The organism is Luteibacter sp. (assembly GCF_035539195.1).
Taxonomy (GTDB): Bacteria; Pseudomonadota; Gammaproteobacteria; order Xanthomonadales; family Rhodanobacteraceae; genus Luteibacter.
Window position 1 is genome coordinate 15,094 of the sequence record NZ_DATLIW010000017.1, and the last position, 19,572, is coordinate 34,665.

Consider the following 19,572-nt stretch of genomic DNA (forward strand, 5'->3'; position numbering starts at 1 on the left):
GGCGCCCACGCATGATCGCCACCTTCCGAACGGAGGCATGCGATGAGCTATCGGCTGTACTACTGGACAGGTTTGCAGGGCCGCGGCGAATTCGTGCGGCTATGCCTGGAAGACGCGGGGGCCGAATACACGGATGTCGCGCGCATCGAAGGCGACGAAGTGATGACGCCGTTTCTCGACGGCGAACACGAAGGCGCCGTCCCGTATGCGCCGCCCTTCCTCGCGTCGGGCCGGCTGATCGTGGCGCAGGTGGCCAACATTCTGCAGTACCTCGGGCCCCGTCACGACCTGGTGCCCGAGAACGAGTCGAAGCGCCTCTATGCGCACCAGCTCGAACTCACCATCACCGACCTCGTGGCCGAGGTGCACGACACGCATCACCCGGTCGCCTCGGAGCTCTACTACGAGGACCAGAAGGCCGAGGCGAAGAAGCGCTCGAAGGACTTCCGCGACCATCGCATCCCCAAGTTCCTCGGTTACTTCGAGAAAGCGGTGGAGCGCGGTGGCGGCAAGTTCCCGCTACGCGAACACTCGTATGTCGATCTGTCGCTTTTCCAGATCATGGAAGGCCTGGAATATGCGTTTCCCAAGGCCATGGCGAAACAGAAGGTACCCCTGCTCCGCGACTTGCGCCAGCGCGTGGCCGCACGCCCCAACGTCGCGGCCTACCTGGCCTCGGAACGGCGGATCCCGTTCAATACCTCGGGAATCTTCCGCCATTACCCCGAACTGGACGGCTGATCGTGCCTCAGTTCGAATCGACCGGCTTGGGCGCCGCGCCCCACTCGTAGACCTTGTAATAGACCGGGTCGACCGGGCCGTTCTTCGGGTCGTGGAGCTTGCCGTCGGGGTCGGCCATGTAGGTGTGCGGCACGCCGTTCTTCGGCGTCACCACGATCATGGTCAGCTTGCCGCCCGAGCGATACTCCTGGACCTGGTCGTCGCCCTGCTGGCGAATGGTCACCTGGGGCGGCTCCTGGCCACGCGCGTCGGTGCCACCGTTGTCCTGCATCGAGGGCAAGGCGACCGGCGAGCGCGCCGCACCCTGGGCGTCGGAGGTGGCCGGCGTGGTGCGCCCGTCCTGGGCCTCGTCATAGGGTACCGGGCGCTCGATCGGCTTCAGCCCCGAGCGGTCCGGCTCACCCGCCTTGACGCCCGGATCGTTGAGTGCCGGCGGCGGCGGCAACGGCGTCAGCTTCGGATTCGTGGCGGTCTGGGCGGCCACGGGAAGTGCCAGGGCCAGGGCGAGCGCGGCAACGAGGGCGTGCGTGCGGTTCATGGGGAATCTCCGTGCGGGGTGACGAGGATAGCAAGGCGCATGCCGGTTTCCACGTGAACGAACGGCCCGTCTTCGGCCATGAGAGAATCGGGGGTATGCCTACGCTCACGCTCATCGACGGGTCGTCGTACCTGTATCGCGCGTTCCACGCGCTGCCTCCCCTGACCAATGCCTTCGGCGAGCCGACCGGCGCGTTGTTCGGCATCGTCAACATGCTGCGGACAACGATGAAGGCCGGCTCCGATTACGTGGCCTTCGTCTGCGACGCGCCGGGACGCACCTTCCGCGACGACCTGTACCCCGACTACAAGGCCAACCGTCCGTCGATGCCGGACGACCTCCGCGCCCAGGTCGATCCGATGATGAAGATCGTCGCCGCGCTCGGCTTTCCGATCCTGTGCATTCCCGGCGTGGAAGCCGACGACGTGATCGGCACCCTCTCGCGCCAGGCGGCCGAGGAAGGCATCCACACGGTCATCTCGACCGGCGACAAGGATTTCGCGCAGATGGTCGGCCCGCATACGCTGCTGGTCAATACGATGACCAACACCACGATGGACGTCGACGGCGTGTTCGCCAAGTTCGGCGTGCGCCCCGACCAGATCGTCGATTACCTCACCCTCATGGGCGACAGCATCGACAACGTCCCCGGCGTGGAGAAGTGCGGCCCGAAGACGGCGGCCAAATGGCTGGGCGAGTACCACAATCTCGAGAACCTGCTCGCCAACGCCGACAAGGTCGGCGGGAAGATCGGCGAGAACCTGCGCGCGGCGATCCCGCGCCTGCCGCTGTCGCGTGAGCTGGTCACCATCCGCACCGACGTCCCGCTCGAGTACCGCCCCACCGATCTGGCCATGCGCGAGCGCGATATCGAGGCCTTGCGCGAGCTGTATGCCCGCTATGACTTCAAGGCCGCGTTGAAGGATCTCGACAGCGTGGGCACGCCGACGGCCGCAACCGCGCCTGCCGCCGCGACTCCGGCCGTCGCGCATACGCCGCCGGACGCGTCGTTCTCGGCCGAGGGCGACTACGAACTCATCGTGACCGAAGACCGCTTCGCCGCATGGCTGGAGAAACTCGAAACCGCGCCGCTGATCGCCTTCGATACCGAGACCACCAGCATCGACGCGATGATGGCCGATATCGTCGGTGTGTCCCTGGCCGTCGAACCGGGCAAGGCCGCGTACATCCCGCTGGGGCACGACTATCCCGGCGCCCCGGTGCAGCTGCCGCGCGACCACGTGCTGGGCGCGTTGAAGCCGATCTTCGAGGATGCCGCTCGCCCGAAGGTGGGCCAGCATGGCAAGTACGACATCAACATCCTCGCGCATTACGGTATCGAGGTGAAAGGCCTGGTGCACGACACCATGCTGGAGTCGTACATCTACAACGCAACGGCGACACGCCACGACATGGACTCGCTGGCCACCCGTTACCTCGGCTACACCACCATCAAGTACGAACAGGTCGCCGGCAAGGGCGCCAAGCAGATTTCGTTCTCGCAGGTGGACCTCGACACGGCGTGCCGTTACGCCGCGGAAGATGCCGACGTGACACTCCGTCTGCACCACGCACTCTGGCCGAAGCTGGAAGCCGAACCTTCCCTGCGCGAGGTCTATACGAACATCGAGATCCCGCTGGTACCGGTTCTGGCCAGGATGGAACGGACCGGCGTGCTCATCGACGCCGGCGTGCTCCGCCTGCAGAGCCAGCAGTTGGGCAAGCGCATGGTCGAACTGCAGCAGCTCGCTCACGCGTCCGCCGGTCACGAGTTCAACATGGACTCGCCCAAGCAGTTGCAGGCGGTACTGTTCGACGAACTCGGGCTCGCGGCGAAGATCAAGACACCGACAGGCCAGCCGTCGACCAACGAAGAAGCGCTCGAGGCCATTGCCGAAACCCACGAGCTGCCGCGCCTGATCCTCGAGTACCGTGGCCTGGCGAAGCTGCGTTCGACCTACACCGACAAGCTTGCGGGCATCGTCAATCCGCGCACCGGACGCGTGCACACCAGCTATCACCAGGGTGCCGTGGCGACAGGCCGCATCAGTTCGTCCGACCCGAACCTGCAGAACATTCCCGTACGCACCGAAGAGGGTCGCCGTATCCGCCAGGCCTTCATCGCGCCGGAGGGCTGGCGCATCGTGGCCGCCGACTATTCGCAGATCGAGCTGCGCATCATGGCCCACCTTTCCAACGACGAAGGCCTCGTGCGCGCCTTCAAGGAAGGCGGCGATGTGCATCGCGCCACGGCGGCGGAAGTCTTCGGCGTGCCGGCCGCCGAGGTCACCACCAACCAGCGTCGCGCGGCCAAGGCGATCAACTTCGGGCTGATGTACGGCATGAGCGCGTTCGGCCTGGCCAAACAGCTCGGCGTGGACCGTGGCGAAGCGTCCGACTACATGGGCCGCTACTTCTCGCGTTATCCAGGCGTGCGCGCGTTCATGGACAGCACGCGCGAACAGGCCCATCGCGACGGCTTCGTGCAGACGCTGTTCGGTCGCCGGCTCTATCTGGAAAACCTCAACTCGCGTAACCAGGCGTTCCGCGCCGGCGCGGAGCGCGCCGCGATCAATGCGCCCATGCAAGGCACGGCGGCGGACATCATCAAGCGTGCCATGATCGCCGTCTCGGCCTGGATCGAGCCGCGCGACGACGTGCGCATGCTGATGCAGGTGCACGATGAACTGGTCTTCGAGGTCCGCGCCGACGCCGTCGACGAAGTCCGCGCAGGCATCGAGCGGCACATGACCGATGCTGCCTCGCTCAGCGTGCCGCTTCAGGTGGATATCGGCGTCGGCGCGAACTGGGACGAGGCGCACTGAGGTCCGGATACTAAGTAACGACTAAGCATTCCCGGCGCACCGGGGCTGCCCGTACGTAAGTTTTCCGTTTAGTCGTACATTTCGACACACCCAAGTGATTGAAAAATCAGCCCATGAACACGGGCTGATTTTTTTTGCCTCCGCGTTGCAACTTTGCGTCGTTCCGGACGTCTATATATTCGGACGCACGCAACGGCGTCCCATCGGTGGGTCTCGCCTCCCTGAGACCCCCTCAAGGTGGACCGGTTCTTCCCCTGGTTCCGGTCTTCCACCCCGCCCCGAGAGCTCCCCTGGCTCTCGGGGTTTTTTTTGCCCACAGAACCTGCACATCCGCCCCCGCATTCTCAGCCCCACTTAGAACGGGAGGAATCACTATGCGCGCAGGTCTCATCGTCGTCGGCGTCATCCTTATCGGGCTCGGCCTCTGGGTCACCCTGGGCAATGGCAGCTACCAGAAGACCGACACGGTCGCCTCGATCGGCTCGGCCAAGATCGAGGCCACGCACGACAAGTCCATTCCGCAGTGGGTGGGCATCGCCGGCATCGTCATCGGCGGCATCGTCGCCGTCGCCGGCATCGCCCGGAAGAACTGAGCCCCAGCCGGTACAATGGGGGGATGGATGTTTCCCATCTCCTCGATTCCCTCAACGACGCCCAGCGCGAGGCCGTCAGTGCCCCGCCCGGGCATTATCTGATCCTCGCCGGTGCCGGCTCCGGCAAGACCCGGGTCCTGATCAACCGCATCGGTTGGCTGACCCAGGTCGAGCGGGTCCCGCCGTGGGCGATCCTCGCCGTGACCTTCACCAACAAGGCCGCCGGCGAGATGCGTACCCGCCTGGACGGAATCATTCCCGGGGGGACGCAAGGGCTCACGGTCGGCACCTTCCATGGCATCGCCCACCGTCTCCTGCGCCGTCACTGGCGCGAGGCGGGACTGGTCGAGGGTTTCCAGATTCTCGACTCGGACGACCAGCAGCGGCTGATCAAGCGGATCGTCGCGGGCCTCGGCCTGGACGAAGCCCGGTTCCCGCCGCGCCAGGCCAGCTGGCAGATCAACAACTGGAAGGACGAGGGCAAGCGGCCCGACGCGATCGAGCATCGCGATCATCCGGTCACGCGCACCTTCGTCGAGATCTACAAGGCCTACGAACAGCAGTGCCAGCGCGCCGGCCTGGTCGACTTCGCCGAACTGCTGCTGCGTGCGCACGAGCTCTGGCTGAAGGATCCCCAGGTGCTCAAGCACTATCAGGATCGCTGGCGCTACCTGCTGATCGACGAATTCCAGGACACCAACACGCTTCAGTACGCGTGGATCCGCGTGCTCGCCGGCAGCACCGGCCAGGCCTTCGTGGTCGGCGACGACGACCAGGCCATTTATGGCTGGCGCGGCGCGAAGGTCGAGAACGTGCAGCAGTTCCTCAACGACTTCCCCGGCGCGAAGACGATCCGCCTGGAGCAGAACTATCGCTCCACCTCGACGATCCTCAACGCCGCCAACGCGGTCATTTCGCGCAACGGCGGCCGTCTCGGCAAGCAACTGTGGACCGACGGCGGCGAAGGCGAACGCATCGCGTTGTATGCCGCTTACAACGAACAGGACGAGGCGCGTTTCGTCATCGAACGGATTCGCGAGCACATCGCCGAAACCGGCAATGCGCGCGACTGCGCCATCCTCTACCGCTCGAACGCGCAATCGCGCAACTTCGAAGAACAGCTGATCCAGCGCGACCTGCCGTATCGCGTCTATGGCGGCCTGCGCTTCTTCGAGCGCGCCGAAATCAAGGATGCCCTTGCCTATCTCCGCCTGGCGTCCAACCGGCATGACGATGCGGCCTTCGAGCGCGCCGTGAACACCCCTCCGCGAGGCATCGGCGACCGCACCCTCGACGAGCTTCGCCGGCGCGCACGATCGGACAGCAGTTCGATGTGGGAAGCCATGCTGACGGAAGCCTCGATCGGCGGCCTCGCCGGGCGCGCGAAGAACGCGCTCAAGGGCTTCATCGGTCTCATCGACAACCTCGCGCGCACGTTCGGCGGCCACGACCGCCTGGACAGCGACGAAGAGCCGACCGCGCTCAACCTCGCCGAGCAGATCGAACACGCCATCCTGCACACCGGCCTGCGCGACTTCTACGAGAACGACAAGCGTGGCAACGGCGAGGCGCGTGTCGAGAACCTCGACGAGCTGGTCAATGTCGCCAGCCGCTTCGAGATGACCCCGGAAGATGTGGATGCCGGCCTCAACGAACTCTCGGCCTTCCTTTCCCATGCCTCGCTGGAAGCCGGTGAAGGCCAGGGCGAGGCATGGGACGACTGTGTCCAGCTCATGACCCTGCATTCGGCCAAGGGGCTCGAGTTCCCGATCGTCTTCCTGGTCGGTATGGAAGAAGGCCTGTTCCCGAGCCAGCGCTCCACCGAGGAAGAGAACCGCCTCGAGGAAGAGCGCCGTCTGGCCTATGTCGGCATCACCCGTGCCCGCGAGCGCCTGTATGTCTCGCATGCCGAGTCGCGGCGCATGCACGGTACCGAGATGCTCGCCCGGCCGTCCCGCTTCCTGGGTGAGATCCCGCCGGAGTTGATCGACGAACTGCGTCCACGCGTGCAGGTGTCGCGGCCTGCGTATGCCGACCGCTTCTCCGGCGGCGGTGGCGGCAGTTCGCTCGTCGAAGCGTCGCCGATCGCGCTCGGCCAGCGGGTCAGCCACCCCAAGTTCGGCGAAGGTACCGTGGTCAGTGCCGAAGGTGCCGGTGCCCATATGCGGCTCCAGGTGAACTTCGAGGATGCCGGGAGCAAGTGGTTGGTTTACGCTTACGCGAATCTGACCGCGTTGTAAGGGGCTCCAACGCGCCACGCTCCCCCTTCCGTGGGAGCGTCGTGGCGTGCCCTGCGAGCCGCGGCGCGAACGCAGCAGGGAACAGACCGATGATCGTGGGGATCGACCTAGGCACCACCAACAGCCTCGTCGCGGCATGGATCGATGGCGCGCCGCGCCTCATCCCCAACGCGCTGGGCACGATGCTCACGCCCTCCTGCGTCGGTATCGACCAGGACGGTAGTGTGCTGGTGGGCGAGGCCGCTCGCGAACGCCTGCAGACCCACCCGGCGCAGACCGCTTCCCTGTTCAAGCGCTACATGGGGAGCGCCAGGACGGTGCGTCTTGGCGACCGCGACTATCGGGCCGAGGAGCTTTCGGCACTGGTGCTCCGCGCGTTGAAGGCGGATGCGGAAGCCGTGCTCGGCATGCCTGTCAGCGAAGCGATCGTCACGGTTCCCGCCTATTTTTCCGATGCACAGCGCAAGGCCACCCGTGTCGCCGGCGAACTGGCCGGACTGCGGGTCGAACGATTGCTCAACGAACCGACCGCCGCCGCGCTGGCCTACGGCCTGCACGACGCCCCTGGCGAGACGCAGTTCCTCGTTTTCGACCTCGGTGGCGGCACGTTCGACGTGTCGATTCTCGAGATGTTCGAGGGTGTGATGGAAGTGCGCGCCAGCGCCGGAGACAACATGCTGGGCGGCGAGGACTTCGTCACGCTGATCGCCGACCTCGCCTTCCGGCACGGCATTCCCGCGGCGGCGCGTGCGGATGAGATCTTCATGCAACGCCTCATCGCGCGTGCCGAGACGGCCAAGCGCCAGCTCGGCACCCAGGGCACCGCTGCCTTCGAGATCGCCTGGCGCGGCAGCGAAGCCCGCGTCGTACTGGACACGGACGCTTTCGAGAAATTGTCGCAGCCGCTGCTCATGCGCCTGTGGCGGCCCATCGAACGAGCCCTGCGCGATGCGCGCATCCGCGCCGCGGACCTCGACAACGTGGTCCTCGCGGGTGGAGCGACACGCATGCCGATGATCCGCTCGCTTGCCACGCGCATGTTTGGACGTTTCCCCGCCATGGGACCGAACCCGGATGAAGTCGTCGCACTCGGCGCCGCGGTGCAGGCCGGCCTGAAGATGAAGGACAAGGCGCTCGACGACATGGTGATGACGGATGTCTGTCCGTACACCCTCGGCACGGCCATCTCGCGACGTATGGAAGGCGGCGCGCGTGCGGACGGCCTGTACTCGCCCATCATCCAGCGCAATACCGTCGTGCCGGTCAGCCGCGTGCAGCGCTATGTGCCGATCGAGCCGGGGCAGTCGTCGATTCGCATCGACGTCTACCAGGGCGAATCGCGCCTGGTTCGCGACAACATCCTGCTCGGCGAAGTGACCGTTCCGCTCACGGCAGGCCCCGGCCACGCGGAGGGTGTCGATGTGCGCTTCACCTACGACGTCAACGGTCTGCTGGAGGTCGAAGTGACCGTCGTCGCGACCGCGGAAACACGTCGCCTCGTCATCGAGGGCAACGAAGGCAGCCTGGGCGCCGAGGAAGTCGCCCGACGGCTCGACGCGCTGGCGGCGCTCAAGGTGCATCCGCGTGACACGCTCGAGAACCGAACGCTGCTCGCGCGTGCCGAACGCCTCTACGAGCAGTTGCTCGGCCAGGGCCGGGACCATCTCGGGCAAATGATCCTGCGCTTCGAACAGGTGCTCGCAACCCAGGATCCACGCCTCATCGCACGCGATGCCCCACTCTTTCGCGAGGCATTGCAAAGCATCGAGTCGAGCGACCACTTCGCCCCCGACCTGGCGGACTGAGGAAGCCCGCATGTCCCTGCCCTGGTTCCTGGAACTGTTGGCGCTTCCTCCCCACGCCGACGAGCGCGCGGTGCGGCGCGCCTATGCGGCACGTATCAAAGCGATCGACCCGGCTATCGATGCGGCCGGTTTTGCCCGCCTGCGCGAAGCCTATGAAGCAGCGCGCGCCTGGGCGGCGGACGAGGATCACGCGATCCTCGAGGAACTCTCGCCATCGACGTCTCGCGATGAGCAAGGCGCCGCGCTCACGGATGGCGTCGCCGACCAGGCCCCCATGCAACCGGGCATGGCGGCGGTCAACTCCCAGGAACAGGCGGCGCGCCTTGTCGACCGCTTCGCCGAGCGCATCGGACCGGGCATGGTCCTGGACATTCGGGCGGAACTGGAAGCATGTACGGCCGAACTGCGGCTGCAATACATCGATGCGCCGGGCATGTTCGAAGAAGTCCTCATCGACCGTCTCGCCAAAGGCGACATCGAAAGGCGCGCTCGGGTCTTCACCCTCGCCTCGGAGCACTTTCATTGGCAGGAGATAGGCCATGTCGCCTCGCTCGGCCCGAAAGGCAGGTGGATCGAAGCCGTGGAATCCCAGCGCATGGCGTGGGACGGCCTGCCGTCCCACGCCTGCTCCAGGCGCCTTTCGCTGATCGAACGCGTCGCCGCGACGAAAGGCGATTTGCCGAACGAGATCGCTCGGCGCTGGATCGACGTTCGCGAGGACTTCCGGCGCTTTCCCGCCTACCTTGGCCTGTACCTGGCACCGCTCCGGCAACTGGAATGGGCGGCTTGCTACGGCGCCTTGCCTGCCGCGCAAAGGCAGGCCCTCGAGGCGCCCGCGAAGCCGCGTCGCTGGCGATGGCCCAGCCGCGACGCGATGTACCGCGCATGGGGCTTTCTATTCATCGCCCTCGTCGGCGGCCTGATCTATGTCCTCGAATCGGCTGCCCCGATCCCGACGGCGGACGGCCCGGCGTCGCTCGCGAGCCTGCACGCCGCCGCCGGTCGGGCGAGCGGCCTGGCGGTCGTCGTCAGGGAGTCGTCCGGGCCGACCGGCAAGGGCTGGATCGAGGTCACGCTGACCAACCACGGTCACGCCACCGTGTATCTGGCAAAGTCGCGAACCCCGCCGATGACGCCGGGAGAACGCCTTGCCAGCCCGCTGTTCACCGTGATCGATCGACACGGCATGCCGATGTCGTTCCTGCATCGCGACGTGCCGATGGAACCGGTGGAAGCGGACGATCCGGACACGTTCTATCTTCGGCTGGAGCCGGGACAGACGCTCTCGAACCGGATCGATCTCGGCAGCTATTACGACCTGGCGCCGGGGGCCTCGTACCTGGTCGCGTACCGTCAGCCGGTGACGCGGAGCGTCCGTTTCGATGCCCATGGCCGGCCCCAGGACGAAGGCGGCTACGTCGACAGCATCGCCTTGTCCATGACCGCCGGCGGTCCGGGCGATAGAGTCACGGAGAAAGCCGCGGCACCCCGTGCTGATCGCGTTCCTCGACCGCCGTGACCCGCGTGTCGATGCGATGGTTGCGCGACTCCGGCAGTGCTTCGGTCGCTTCGCCACGGGCAAGCGCCAGCGCGTTGCGATAGCAACGCTGGGCAAGCTCGGGATGCGCTTCGCCCACGTAGACATCCCCCAGGGCTTCCCACGCATCGGCGTTCGGCTCGATCGCGAGCGCCCGCTCGAGGAAGGGTTTTGCCTTGCCCCACAGCCGCGCACGCACGCACATGCGACCGACCGCGGTCAGCAGGGCCGGATCGTTCGGATGCGTATCGACCCAGGCTTCGGCACGACGCAGGCGCTGCTCGAGGTCTTCCGCACCCATGCCGCCATAGGTGGCGACGAGTGGCGACGACCATTCGCGGCGGAGCGCCGTCTCGATCTCGTCCATCGCCGCCATGCTCTGGCCGAAGCCGGATGCCCGACGCGCGTATGCATCGACCGCCGCCGGCAGGCGGCGCTGGCCTTTGGGCAACTGCGACCACAACGTCGAAAGCGATGCGCCATCGGGCGCACTGGCGATGTACGCCGCGACGGTGCGGCTTTCAAGATCGGCAAAGGCACGGGCGCCGAGTTCGCCACTTTTTTGCAGCGGCTCGAGCGCGCGCGCGGCGCTGCGGGCATCACGAGATTCCAATGATGCCTCGGCGTACTCGACCCAGCCCGAAGGCGTAAGCGACCCGCTGTTGGCTTCCGGTGCCAGCAGTGCCGCCGCCTCGGTGGCGCGACCGGCGCGACGAAGAAGGCGCGCACGCAGCACGCGCGCGGCGCGGGGTGTTTCCTGGGCGGCGAGATCGAGGGTTTCCAGCGCACGCGTGGATTCGCCGTGGCGTTCGGCGGCCTCCGCGGCAGCGAGCAGGGCCGGACCGCGAACCGACGGATAGCGCGCCGCCCGGTTGAGGTCGCGCTCGGCTTCACCGTGACGACCTTCGATCAAGGCGACGAGACCGTCGGCGAGGCGACGGCGGCTGAGCCGGCGATGCCGGCGGTTCAATGCGCCGAACGGCCAGCGGATAAGCGTGACGAGCGCAGCGACCACCGCCCAGGCAAGCAGCAGGATGACCACCGCGCTGACCACGGTCAGTTGCAAGGTGGTGCCGCGCAGGTGAATCAACACGTAGCCCGGGTCGTCCGCGACCCAGTGCCAGGCGAACGCCGCGATGACCGCGACGAGGATGAGGCCGACGATCCAGCGCCAGAGCTTCATGGCGTGGCCTTCGAGGCAGCCGTGGAAGCGGGTGCCGGCACAGGCGCCCCAGCCGGCGCGACAGGGGCGGAACCGGCCTGCAACGCATGCACCGAGCGCAGGTTGCGCAGTTCGGTCAGCGCGGCGCCGAGCTTCGGCTCCGTGCCCTTGGCCTGGCTCGCCAGCAGCGCGGCGACGCGCGCACGCGCGGCCTGTACGGCCGGCGCATTCGGCTTGAAACGTGCAGCCAGCGTGGCATCGACTCGCTTGAGGGCCGCGGCCCGGCCCAGGTCGTCGTAGGCCAGCACCGCGGCTTCGGCATGCGCGACATCCAGCGCGGCGAGTTCGCGGGCGAGTCGATCGTCGGCGAGGCCCATCGGCGTGCCGTCGTCGTGACTGACCTTGACGATGCTGCCGAGCGCATCGCCGGCGCGCTGCCAGAAGGTGCGCGATTCGTTCTCGCCTGCGGGCGCGTCGAGATCCTTCAGCGGCAGCGTGGGCAACTGGGCGCGCAGGTCGGCCAGCGTGTCGAGATCGCTCGCTCGCGCGGACGGCGCGACGGCCGCCAGGGCTTCACGCTCGGCGGTCAGGTTCTGGCGAACGGCCGCAAACGCGCTGTCGTTTACGCCGGCCAGTGTCTTGTCGGCAAGGTCATACGCGGACAGTGCGCCACTGGCGTCGCCGAACAGCGCGAAACGTTCCTTGGCCATGCGCAGCAGGGATTCCGCCTCGTCCAGGAGCATCGCGTCATGACCGCTGAGGCTGCGTTCGGACAGATTGGCGACCGCGTCTTCAAGATTTTTCGTACGTTCGGAGACACCGAGCATCTCTTCGCGGGCCGAGCGGTTCACGCCATCGGCATCGCTGACGCGGCGGCGCAGGTTGGCGTTGTCGTCGCGCAGGCCGTCCACCGTGCCCTGCAGCGTGTCGACCTGGCCACGGAGACCGTTCGCCGCGCCCAGATCCTGGCGCATGCTCCAGACGGTGTACGCCGTGTAGCCCGCGGCACCCAGGGCGGCCAGCGAGATGAGGATGGCCACGGCAAGGGCTCCGCCGCCGCGGCGGGGTGCCGGATCGGCAGGCCGACGAGGGGTGGCGGAAGCGGCCGCGGCGGCCGGGGCCGGCGTCGCCGGGATGGGTGCGGTCGGTGGGGTCTCGGTCGTCATGCGAGGCATGCTAGCAGGCCATACGCCAACGCATGGAATACATCCATCAACGGCGGGTGAACGAGACCTCGGCCGCCGCCGCGAGCAAGTCCCCCGGAAGGGCCGATCGCGCCACGACGACGCGCTCGAATCCGGTCGCCAGGGCGATGTCCCTGAGCCGTTCGCTGCTGACCACGGCGACCGCCTGGACCAGCCGTCGCCAGGCTGGCGCGATCAGCGCGCGATGCAGGTGATCGAGGGCTTCCGCGCTGGACAGGAGTACGGCGGAGCGACGACCCAGCTTCAACAGCGGATCGATATGGCGGCGATCGATGCGCGGGGCCACGCGGTGGTAGACATGCACCTCGTCCAGGCGGGCGCCGCGCGCGACGAGCTGTTCGCGCAGCAGGCCGCGGCCGCCGGGGGCCCCGATCAGCGCGACGCGCTTGCCCGCCACGGCGGCCAGTTCGGGCAGGCCGAGCACACCCTCGCTATCCTGCGAGGTCTCGGGAAAGCGCACGTCGGTGAGTTTGGCGGTGCGCAGGGCCCGCGCGGTGCCGCGGCCGACGGCGATCACCGTGGCGCGGGTGGCCAGCGGCAGCACGTCGGCAGCGAAACGCACCGCGGCGGGGCTGGTAAAGACCAGTACGTCGCCCTCCAGCGCGCCACGCAACGCGGTGTCCACCGCCGATGCGTCCTCGATGGCGCGGAGCGACAGCCCTGGCACGCTGACCGGAATGCCACCCAGCTTGCGTACCCGGCGGGAAAGCGGTCCGGCGGTGCCCGCGGGGCGGGTAATGACGACGGTGACGTTGCGAAGGGGGTGGCTACGGCTCACGGAAGCATCCTGCTACTGAGGGCCCAGAATAGGAAGAAGCCGACCGGCGGACCAATGCCGAAGGTCGTGGTCCGGCCATACGGGTGCGAACGGTTTGCCTTGCCTCGTAGACTCGCCTGCTTATGACTCCCAACGACATCTCCCTCGCCGATCTCGAGCGCTTCATCCTCGATGGCATTCCCCTCGCGCGGGCCATGGCGGTAAGCATCGACAGCTTCGATGGCATGCGTCTGGTCATGACGGCACCGTTGCTGCCCAACATCAACGACAAGGCCTGCGCCTTCGGCGGCAGCATCGTCGCGCTGATGACGTTGACCTGCTGGGCGCTGGTCGAAGCGGTGCTGCGCGAACGCGGGGAGGACTGTGACGTCTTCGTCGCCGATTCCACCGTGCGCTACCTGGACCCCATCTGGGACGATCTCCGCGCCGAGGCCACCCTGGCTCCGGGAGCCAACTGGAAGGGCTTCTTCGGCATGCTGAAGGCCCGCGGACGGGCGCGCGGCGACTTCACCTGCGTGGTGCCTGGCGCGGACGGCAAGCCGATGGCCAGCCTGGATGCGCGTTTCGTCGCCAAACGCCGGGCATAATGCCTGCCGACGCCACGATGGAACCCGCCATGCGCCGTATCGCCCTGCTCGCCCCCGCTCTTTTCGTCACGCTGCTGTCCGGCTGCGCGAGCGATGTACGTAACGAAGCGCTGACCCGCACCACCAACGGTTATGCGTCGTCGGTCCGCTGGAACGACTGGGAAAGCGCGCAAAGCTTCCTCGACAAGGACTACGTGGTCGAACACCCGCTCAACTCCGTCGAGCAGGGGCGCCTTGGCCAGCTTCGCGTCACCGGCTACGACGACGGCGCCGGCCCGCGGGCCGATGGCGAGGACGACGCGGTCCAGATCGTCCAGATCAACGTGGTCAACATCAACACCCAGGCCGAGCGCACCGTGATCGACCGCCAGCGCTGGCACTACGACCGGGAAAAGAAGAAGTGGTGGCTAATGACCGGCCTGCCCGACTTCTCGCCGAAGTAAAGCCTATATAATCGGCCGTTTATCCCCACTGGGACGCGCAAGAACCCGATGAACGACGTACTGCACAAGTTGCCCGAATTCGCGAGCAACCATCTGGCGCTTGTCGCGCTGTTCGTGGCGATCCTGGTCGCCCTGATCGGTGGCGAAGTGATGACCCTCTTCCGCAAATGGAAGACCCTCACCCCCGCCGGCCTGACCCAGCTGATCAACCGCGATACGCCGCTGATCATCGACCTCTCGGCCAGCGCCGACTTCGAGAAGGCCCACGTGCCCGGCGCGAAGAACGTGGCCATGAGCCAGTTCGACCCGGAAACGCAGAAGGACCTCAGCAAGGCCAAGGATCTCCCGGTCGTGCTCATCGACAAGGACGGCCGCGGCGTCGGCAAGGCCGCCAACCGCCTGATCAAGGCCGGCTTCCAGAAGGTCTTCGTCCTCGACGGCGGCACCTACGCCTGGCAGACCGCACAGCTTCCCGTCGCCAAGGGTAAGAAGTAGCGTCTCGCGGCGCGGCGCAAGAGCCGGCGGGTAGGTCTTCGTTCGACGCGATAGGGACTGCCCCTAGACGTTACAAGGACGGTGTTGTGGGAGCCGATTCATCGGCGATGTTGTGGGAGCCGATTCATCGGCGATCCCGCGGCAGCGGGCCAGGGTGCGGCAAGCACCCATCGCCGCTGAAGCGGCTCCCACAGTAAAAGCGCCCCAGGTCGGAGCCCCCGCCTGCGCTAATCGCCCCGAGGGTGAGACCCGCCGACTCTTCCGGACGAGGACGATGTTGTGGGAGCCGATTCATCGGCGATGTTGTGGGAGCCGATTCATCGGCGATCCCGCGGCAGCGGGCCAGGGTGCGGCAAGCTCCCATCGCCGCTGAAGCGGCTCCCACAGTAAAAGCGCCCCAGGTCAGAGCCCGCCCCCCATCCCCCCAGCAGGCGCAAACACCCCCCTCAGAACCCGTGAATTCCCGCCCGTCCCCGCAGGATCGCATCCAGCACGTCGGGCGCCACGTCGAACGAATCGAAGTACAGCCGGTCTTCCGGAAGGTTCGCGTCGATGAACAGCTGGCGCCCGGCTGCGATCATGGCCGGTGGCCCGCTCATGTAGAGGTCGAAGGCACTGAGGTCCGGATGGTCCTCGAGCAAGGCCTCATGGACGAGACCTTCGCGCAGGCCACTGGCATGTGCGGCTTCCGGGTCGGACAGCACCGGCGTGAACGTGATCGTGGGAATCTCGGCCGCCCAGCCTCGTGCGAGGTCGGCAAGATAGAGGTCTTCCGCGATCCTCGCGCCCCAGTAGATATGCATGGGCCGACGCGTGCCCAGCGCGATGAAATGCTCGACGATCGCCTTGACCGGGGCGAAGCCGGTACCGCCCGCCATGAACAGCATCGGCCGCTCGGAATCCTCGCGCGGTACGAAAGTACCCAAGGGCGCCTCGATGGTCAGCCTGTCGCCCACCTTCAGCGATTCGTACACCCAGGAGGTGAACCCCCCGCCGGGCACGTGTCGCACGTGCAGCTCGATCGCGCCATCGGCACGTGGGCCGCTGGCGATCGAAAACGGGCGGTGCTTGCCATCGTCGAGGATCACATCGAGGTACTGGCCGGGAAGCCAGTTGAGTCGGTCGTCGCCGACCGGCTTCAGCCAGATGCCGACGACATCGGGCGCGAGCATGCGGCGCTCGATCGCCACGGTCTCCGCGCGACGGTGCGGAATGTCTTCCACCGACGCGATCTCGCGCGCCTGGATAGCGATATCGCCACAGGGAACGGCCTGGCAAAGCAGGATCGCGCGACGTGTGCGCGCCGGGCCGGAGAGCGCCATCGGGGGGTTGCGTGGGTAGCTGCATTCCCCTTCGACCAGGGTAGCCTTGCAACTTCCGCACACGCCGCCGCGGCACGAATACGGGAGGGCGATTCCCGCGCGCTGAGCGGCTTCGAGCACGGTTTCGTCGGCAGCGGCGTCGAATCGCTTACCGGACGATGTCAGGGTTACGGTGGGCACCCGCGCATTGTAGGACAATGACGGCTTGCCCATTAGACGACACGTAGCCATGGCCATCTGGAAGCAACCCATCGACCTCGCGCGGATCAACGGCTGGAGCCGCGGCACGATGATGGAGACGCTCGATATCCGCTTCACCGAGGCCGGCGACGACTGGATTCGCGGCACGATGCCCGTCGACCACCGCACGCAGCAGCCGTTCGGTCTGCTTCATGGTGGCGCGTCGGTCGTACTGGCCGAGACGCTTGGCAGCACGGCCGCCCTGCTCACGCTCGATGTGGAAAAGGAAATCGCCGTGGGCCTGGACATCAACGCGAATCACATCCGCGGCGCGCGTAGCGGCATCGTCACCGGTACGGCCAGGGCCATCCACCTGGGACGCACCACCCAGGTCTGGGAGATCCGCATCGAAGAGGAAGCCGGCAAGCTGGTCTGCCTCTCGCGCCTGACCATGGCCGTCATCCCGTCTCCGGGCGGCGCTCCGGGAAATCTTCGCTCGTGAGTGAGGGCGCGCCGTATGCGGCGCTGTCGCCCGACGTGGTGCTCGCCGCCGTAGATGCGGCCGGCACCTGGAGCGACGGCCGCCTGCTGACGCTCAACAGCTACGAGAACCGGGTCTTCCAGGTCGGCCTCGAGGACGGCGGTTTCGTCGTTGCGAAGTTCTATCGACCCGGCCGATGGACAGACGCCGCGATCGAGGAAGAGCACGCCTTTGCCCTCGAGCTGGCCGCCGCCGAATTACCGATGGTGGCCCCGCTCGCTTTCGACGGTCAGACGCTTTTGCGCCACGCCGGTTATCGCTATGCGCTGTACCCGCGGCGTGGCGGCCGCGCGCCCTCGCTGGAATCGCCCGACCAGCTGGAATGGCTGGGCCGCCTTCTCGCCCGCATGCATGGCATCGGTGCGCGCGAGCGTTTCCAGGCCCGCGGCACGCTCGATCGCGCGACGATGATCGAAGCGCCGATGCGGGCGACGCTCGGATCCGCGCTGCTGCCCGCGCACCTGTTCGACGCTTACCGTTTCGCGGCGGGCCGCGTCGATGCCGCCGTCGCCGACCGTATCGAGGCGGTCGGCCCCGTGCAGCGCATCCGCCTGCACGGCGACTGCCACCCGGGCAACGTGCTATGGACCGACGCCGGCCCGCACTTCGTCGATCTCGACGATGCACGCACCGGTCCGGCCGTGCAGGATCTGTGGATGCTCGCAGGCGACGACGCCATGATGAAAGCCCTGCTCGAAGGCTACGGGCAGTTCCGCGATTTCGATCCTACCGAACTGGCCCTGATTCCCGTGCTGCGGGCGATGCGTCAGGTGCATTACGCGGGATGGATCGCCGAGCGCTGGCACGATCCCGCCTTCCCCACCGCGTTTCCCTTCGCCGCCGAGGCGCGCTGGTGGGAGCAGCACATCGCCGATCTCCATGAGATCGCCGACGACCTCTAAACCACGGAGACCCCATGCATTCCTTTTTTACCCGCGTCATCGCTGTCTTTGAAATCGCCGGCGGCCTGTTCGGCCTGGTCCATCAGTTCGACCGCCTCCTCGGCGGGCGTTTCAGTGGCGTGGATGCGATCGTCGCCGTGCTTGGCGTGCTGCTGTTCGCCTTCATCCTCGTCGCCGGCGTCCTGTTGGCGAGCAACGACGGGCGCGGCACGCAGATGTCGATCTGGGCCCAGTTCCTCCAGGCGCCCCTGATCGCGACACCCGTGTTCAGCTACGCGCTGTCGAGCGGGGCCTTCGCCAATCTCTTCATCACCCTTCAGCATGCCCCGCGACTCGGTTTCGACTGGTCCATCGCCACCCACGGCTGGCTGCTGGCGCTCGGCGGACCCTCGCCCTCGCACCTGGGTATCAACCTGCTGGCCCTGGTTTCCTGGCTGATCCTGCGCTTCGGCCGCTGAGCCCCGGTATCATTCGCCGATGAATAGCCCTGTCCTGCCCAGCATCCGCCTGAAAACCGACCGCGTCCCCGGCCACCCGTGGGTCTGGTCGGCCCAGATCGTCAAGCCCGAAGAACGCCTGCCGCCCGGGAGCGTCGTCGATGTCCTCGATGCCAAGGGTCGCTTCGTCGGCCGCGGCTTCTGGAACGGTCATGCGCGTGTCGCGCTGCGCCTGCTCACCACCGACGCGGACCAGGCCATCGACAACGGCTGGATCGCCGAGCGCATCGCCAGGGCGGTGGAACTTCGGCGCGAACTGCTCCGCCTGGACGAGGTGAGCGACGCCTGGCGCGTCGTCCACAGCGAAGGCGACGGCCTTTCCGGCCTGGTCGTCGACCGCTATGCGAATCATCTCGTCGTGGAGTATTTCGCCGCCGGCATGTGGCGTTTTCGCGACGCCATCCACGCCGAACTCGAGCGTCACTTCCCGGGCGCCTCGCTCTACTGGTTCGCCGAGGATCACGTGCAGCGTCAGGAGTCGTTCGACGTGCGCTCCAACGACGCGCCGGCGGCAGTCGACGTGCACGAGCACGGACTGGCGTTCCATGCCGCGCCGGGCCTCGGCCACAAGACCGGCTTCTTTGCCGACCAACGCGACAACCGGCGCCGTTTCGCCCAACTGGCGCGCGGGCGTCGTGTGCTCGACCTCTGCTGCAACGCCGGCGGCTTCGCCGTCCATGCGATGAAAGCCGGTGCGCGCGACGCCATGGGCGTGGACGCGGACGCGGCCATCCTGGAGGTCGCCCGCGAGAACGCCCGCTTGAACGGTGTCGAGGCGACGTTCGAGCAAGGTGACGTCTTCGAGTGGCTACGCGCGGCGATCGCCCGTGGCGAGACCTGGGACGCCGTCGTCCTCGACCCACCCAAGCTCACGCGCGACCGCAACCAGGTGGTCAACGCGCTGAAGAAATACTTCGCCATGAACCGCACGGCGCTCGACGTGATCGCGCCGGGCGGCATCCTGCTGACCTGCTCGTGCACGGGTCTGGTCGGCGAGGAGGATTTCCTCGAAATGATCCGGCGTGTCGCCCTCAACGCCGGTCGCAACATCCAGATCCTTCACGTGGATGGTGCCGGTGCCGACCACCCGGTGGCGAGCAACGTGCCCGAGAACCGCTACCTCAAGGCCGTTTACTGCCGCGTCGACTGACGTCGCGTTCACCGAGTCTTGATCGCTGGCC

General features: G+C 67.0%; 18 protein-coding genes. 13 read left to right on the forward strand and 5 right to left on the reverse strand.

The genetic code is table 11. From position 1 onward, the window contains the following. The first annotated feature begins 42 nt into the window (after window positions 1–42). Window positions 43–741 (forward strand): glutathione S-transferase, encoded by a 699-nt coding sequence (locus VM621_RS05390; RefSeq protein WP_325467952.1) that lies wholly within the window; start codon window positions 43–45, stop codon window positions 739–741. Window positions 742–748: 7 nt separating this feature from the next. On the opposite strand, the gene VM621_RS05395 is transcribed toward VM621_RS05390, so the two are convergent. Further along, a complete protein-coding gene (locus VM621_RS05395) occupies window positions 749–1,279 on the reverse strand; it encodes a DUF2782 domain-containing protein (protein WP_325467953.1) in 531 nt (176 codons plus the stop codon). A 95-nt stretch (window positions 1,280–1,374) separates the two neighbouring features. Between VM621_RS05395 and polA the strand changes: the two genes are divergently transcribed. The 5 genes from polA (at window position 1,375) to VM621_RS05420 (ending at window position 10,261) form a co-directional block, all read left to right on the forward strand. After that, window positions 1,375–4,104 (forward strand): DNA polymerase I, encoded by a 2,730-nt coding sequence (polA, locus tag VM621_RS05400; protein WP_325467954.1) that lies wholly within the window; start codon window positions 1,375–1,377, stop codon window positions 4,102–4,104. 374 nt (window positions 4,105–4,478) lie between these two features. Next, window positions 4,479–4,697, forward strand: a complete 219-nt coding sequence (locus VM621_RS05405) for a hypothetical protein (RefSeq protein WP_325467955.1) — start codon at window positions 4,479–4,481, stop codon at window positions 4,695–4,697. A 23-nt stretch (window positions 4,698–4,720) separates the two neighbouring features. Then, window positions 4,721–6,937 carry a DNA helicase II gene (gene uvrD, locus VM621_RS05410; protein WP_325467956.1) on the forward strand — a complete coding sequence of 739 codons (2,217 nt, stop codon included), beginning with the start codon at window positions 4,721–4,723 and terminating at the stop codon, window positions 6,935–6,937. Window positions 6,938–7,026: 89 nt separating this feature from the next. Beyond that, on the forward strand, window positions 7,027–8,742 hold the full coding sequence (locus VM621_RS05415) for a molecular chaperone HscC (RefSeq protein WP_325467957.1): 1,716 nt from the start codon (window positions 7,027–7,029) through the stop codon (window positions 8,740–8,742). A 10-nt stretch (window positions 8,743–8,752) separates the two neighbouring features. Further along, entirely contained in the window at window positions 8,753–10,261 is a 1,509-nt protein-coding gene (locus VM621_RS05420; RefSeq protein WP_325467958.1) for a hypothetical protein, read from the forward strand. Here the strand turns inward: VM621_RS05420 and VM621_RS05425 are convergent. From VM621_RS05425 to VM621_RS05435, 3 genes are read right to left on the reverse strand one after another with little or no spacing between them, the layout of a single operon-like run. After that, window positions 10,209–11,462 (reverse strand): heme biosynthesis HemY N-terminal domain-containing protein, encoded by a 1,254-nt coding sequence (locus VM621_RS05425; protein ID WP_325467959.1) that lies wholly within the window; start codon window positions 11,460–11,462, stop codon window positions 10,209–10,211. The two genes, VM621_RS05420 and VM621_RS05425, sit on opposite strands and share 53 nt — an antisense overlap. Continuing rightward, window positions 11,459–12,607, reverse strand: a complete 1,149-nt coding sequence (locus VM621_RS05430; protein ID WP_325467960.1) for a uroporphyrinogen-III C-methyltransferase — start codon at window positions 12,605–12,607, stop codon at window positions 11,459–11,461. Before VM621_RS05430 ends, VM621_RS05425 begins: the two co-directional genes overlap by 4 nt. 46 nt (window positions 12,608–12,653) lie before the next feature. Continuing rightward, entirely contained in the window at window positions 12,654–13,424 is a 771-nt protein-coding gene (locus VM621_RS05435; RefSeq protein WP_325467961.1) for a uroporphyrinogen-III synthase, read from the reverse strand. 122 nt (window positions 13,425–13,546) lie between these two features. Here VM621_RS05435 and VM621_RS05440 point away from each other — a divergent pair, with 122 nt between their 5' ends. From VM621_RS05440 to VM621_RS05450, 3 genes are read left to right on the forward strand one after another with little or no spacing between them, the layout of a single operon-like run. Further along, window positions 13,547–14,011: a YiiD C-terminal domain-containing protein gene (locus VM621_RS05440; RefSeq protein WP_063570993.1), complete on the forward strand. Its 465-nt coding sequence runs from the start codon at window positions 13,547–13,549 to the stop codon at window positions 14,009–14,011. Window positions 14,012–14,040: 29 nt separating this feature from the next. Continuing rightward, window positions 14,041–14,454 carry a hypothetical protein gene (locus VM621_RS05445; RefSeq protein WP_325467962.1) on the forward strand — a complete coding sequence of 138 codons (414 nt, stop codon included), beginning with the start codon at window positions 14,041–14,043 and terminating at the stop codon, window positions 14,452–14,454. A gap of 48 nt (window positions 14,455–14,502) precedes the next feature. After that, on the forward strand, window positions 14,503–14,949 hold the full coding sequence (locus tag VM621_RS05450; RefSeq protein ID WP_325467963.1) for a rhodanese-like domain-containing protein: 447 nt from the start codon (window positions 14,503–14,505) through the stop codon (window positions 14,947–14,949). A gap of 446 nt (window positions 14,950–15,395) precedes the next feature. Here VM621_RS05450 and VM621_RS05455 read toward each other — a convergent pair whose 3' ends face one another. Further along, entirely contained in the window at window positions 15,396–16,451 is a 1,056-nt protein-coding gene (locus VM621_RS05455; RefSeq protein WP_325467964.1) for a 2Fe-2S iron-sulfur cluster-binding protein, read from the reverse strand. Window positions 16,452–16,500: 49 nt separating this feature from the next. On the opposite strand from VM621_RS05455, the gene VM621_RS05460 reads away from it, so the two are divergent. Genes VM621_RS05460 through VM621_RS05475 form a run of 4 tightly spaced genes read left to right on the forward strand, consistent with a single transcriptional unit; the run spans window position 16,501 to window position 19,541 of the window. Beyond that, window positions 16,501–16,953: a hotdog fold thioesterase gene (locus tag VM621_RS05460; protein ID WP_325467965.1), complete on the forward strand. Its 453-nt coding sequence runs from the start codon at window positions 16,501–16,503 to the stop codon at window positions 16,951–16,953. Continuing rightward, window positions 16,950–17,894: a serine/threonine protein kinase gene (locus tag VM621_RS05465; RefSeq protein ID WP_325467966.1), complete on the forward strand. Its 945-nt coding sequence runs from the start codon at window positions 16,950–16,952 to the stop codon at window positions 17,892–17,894. Before VM621_RS05460 ends, VM621_RS05465 begins: the two co-directional genes overlap by 4 nt. A 14-nt stretch (window positions 17,895–17,908) precedes the next feature. Next, window positions 17,909–18,352 carry a hypothetical protein gene (locus VM621_RS05470; RefSeq protein WP_325467967.1) on the forward strand — a complete coding sequence of 148 codons (444 nt, stop codon included), beginning with the start codon at window positions 17,909–17,911 and terminating at the stop codon, window positions 18,350–18,352. A gap of 19 nt (window positions 18,353–18,371) precedes the next feature. Next, entirely contained in the window at window positions 18,372–19,541 is a 1,170-nt protein-coding gene (locus VM621_RS05475) for a class I SAM-dependent rRNA methyltransferase (RefSeq protein WP_325467968.1), read from the forward strand. Window positions 19,542–19,572: the final 31 nt, after the last annotated feature.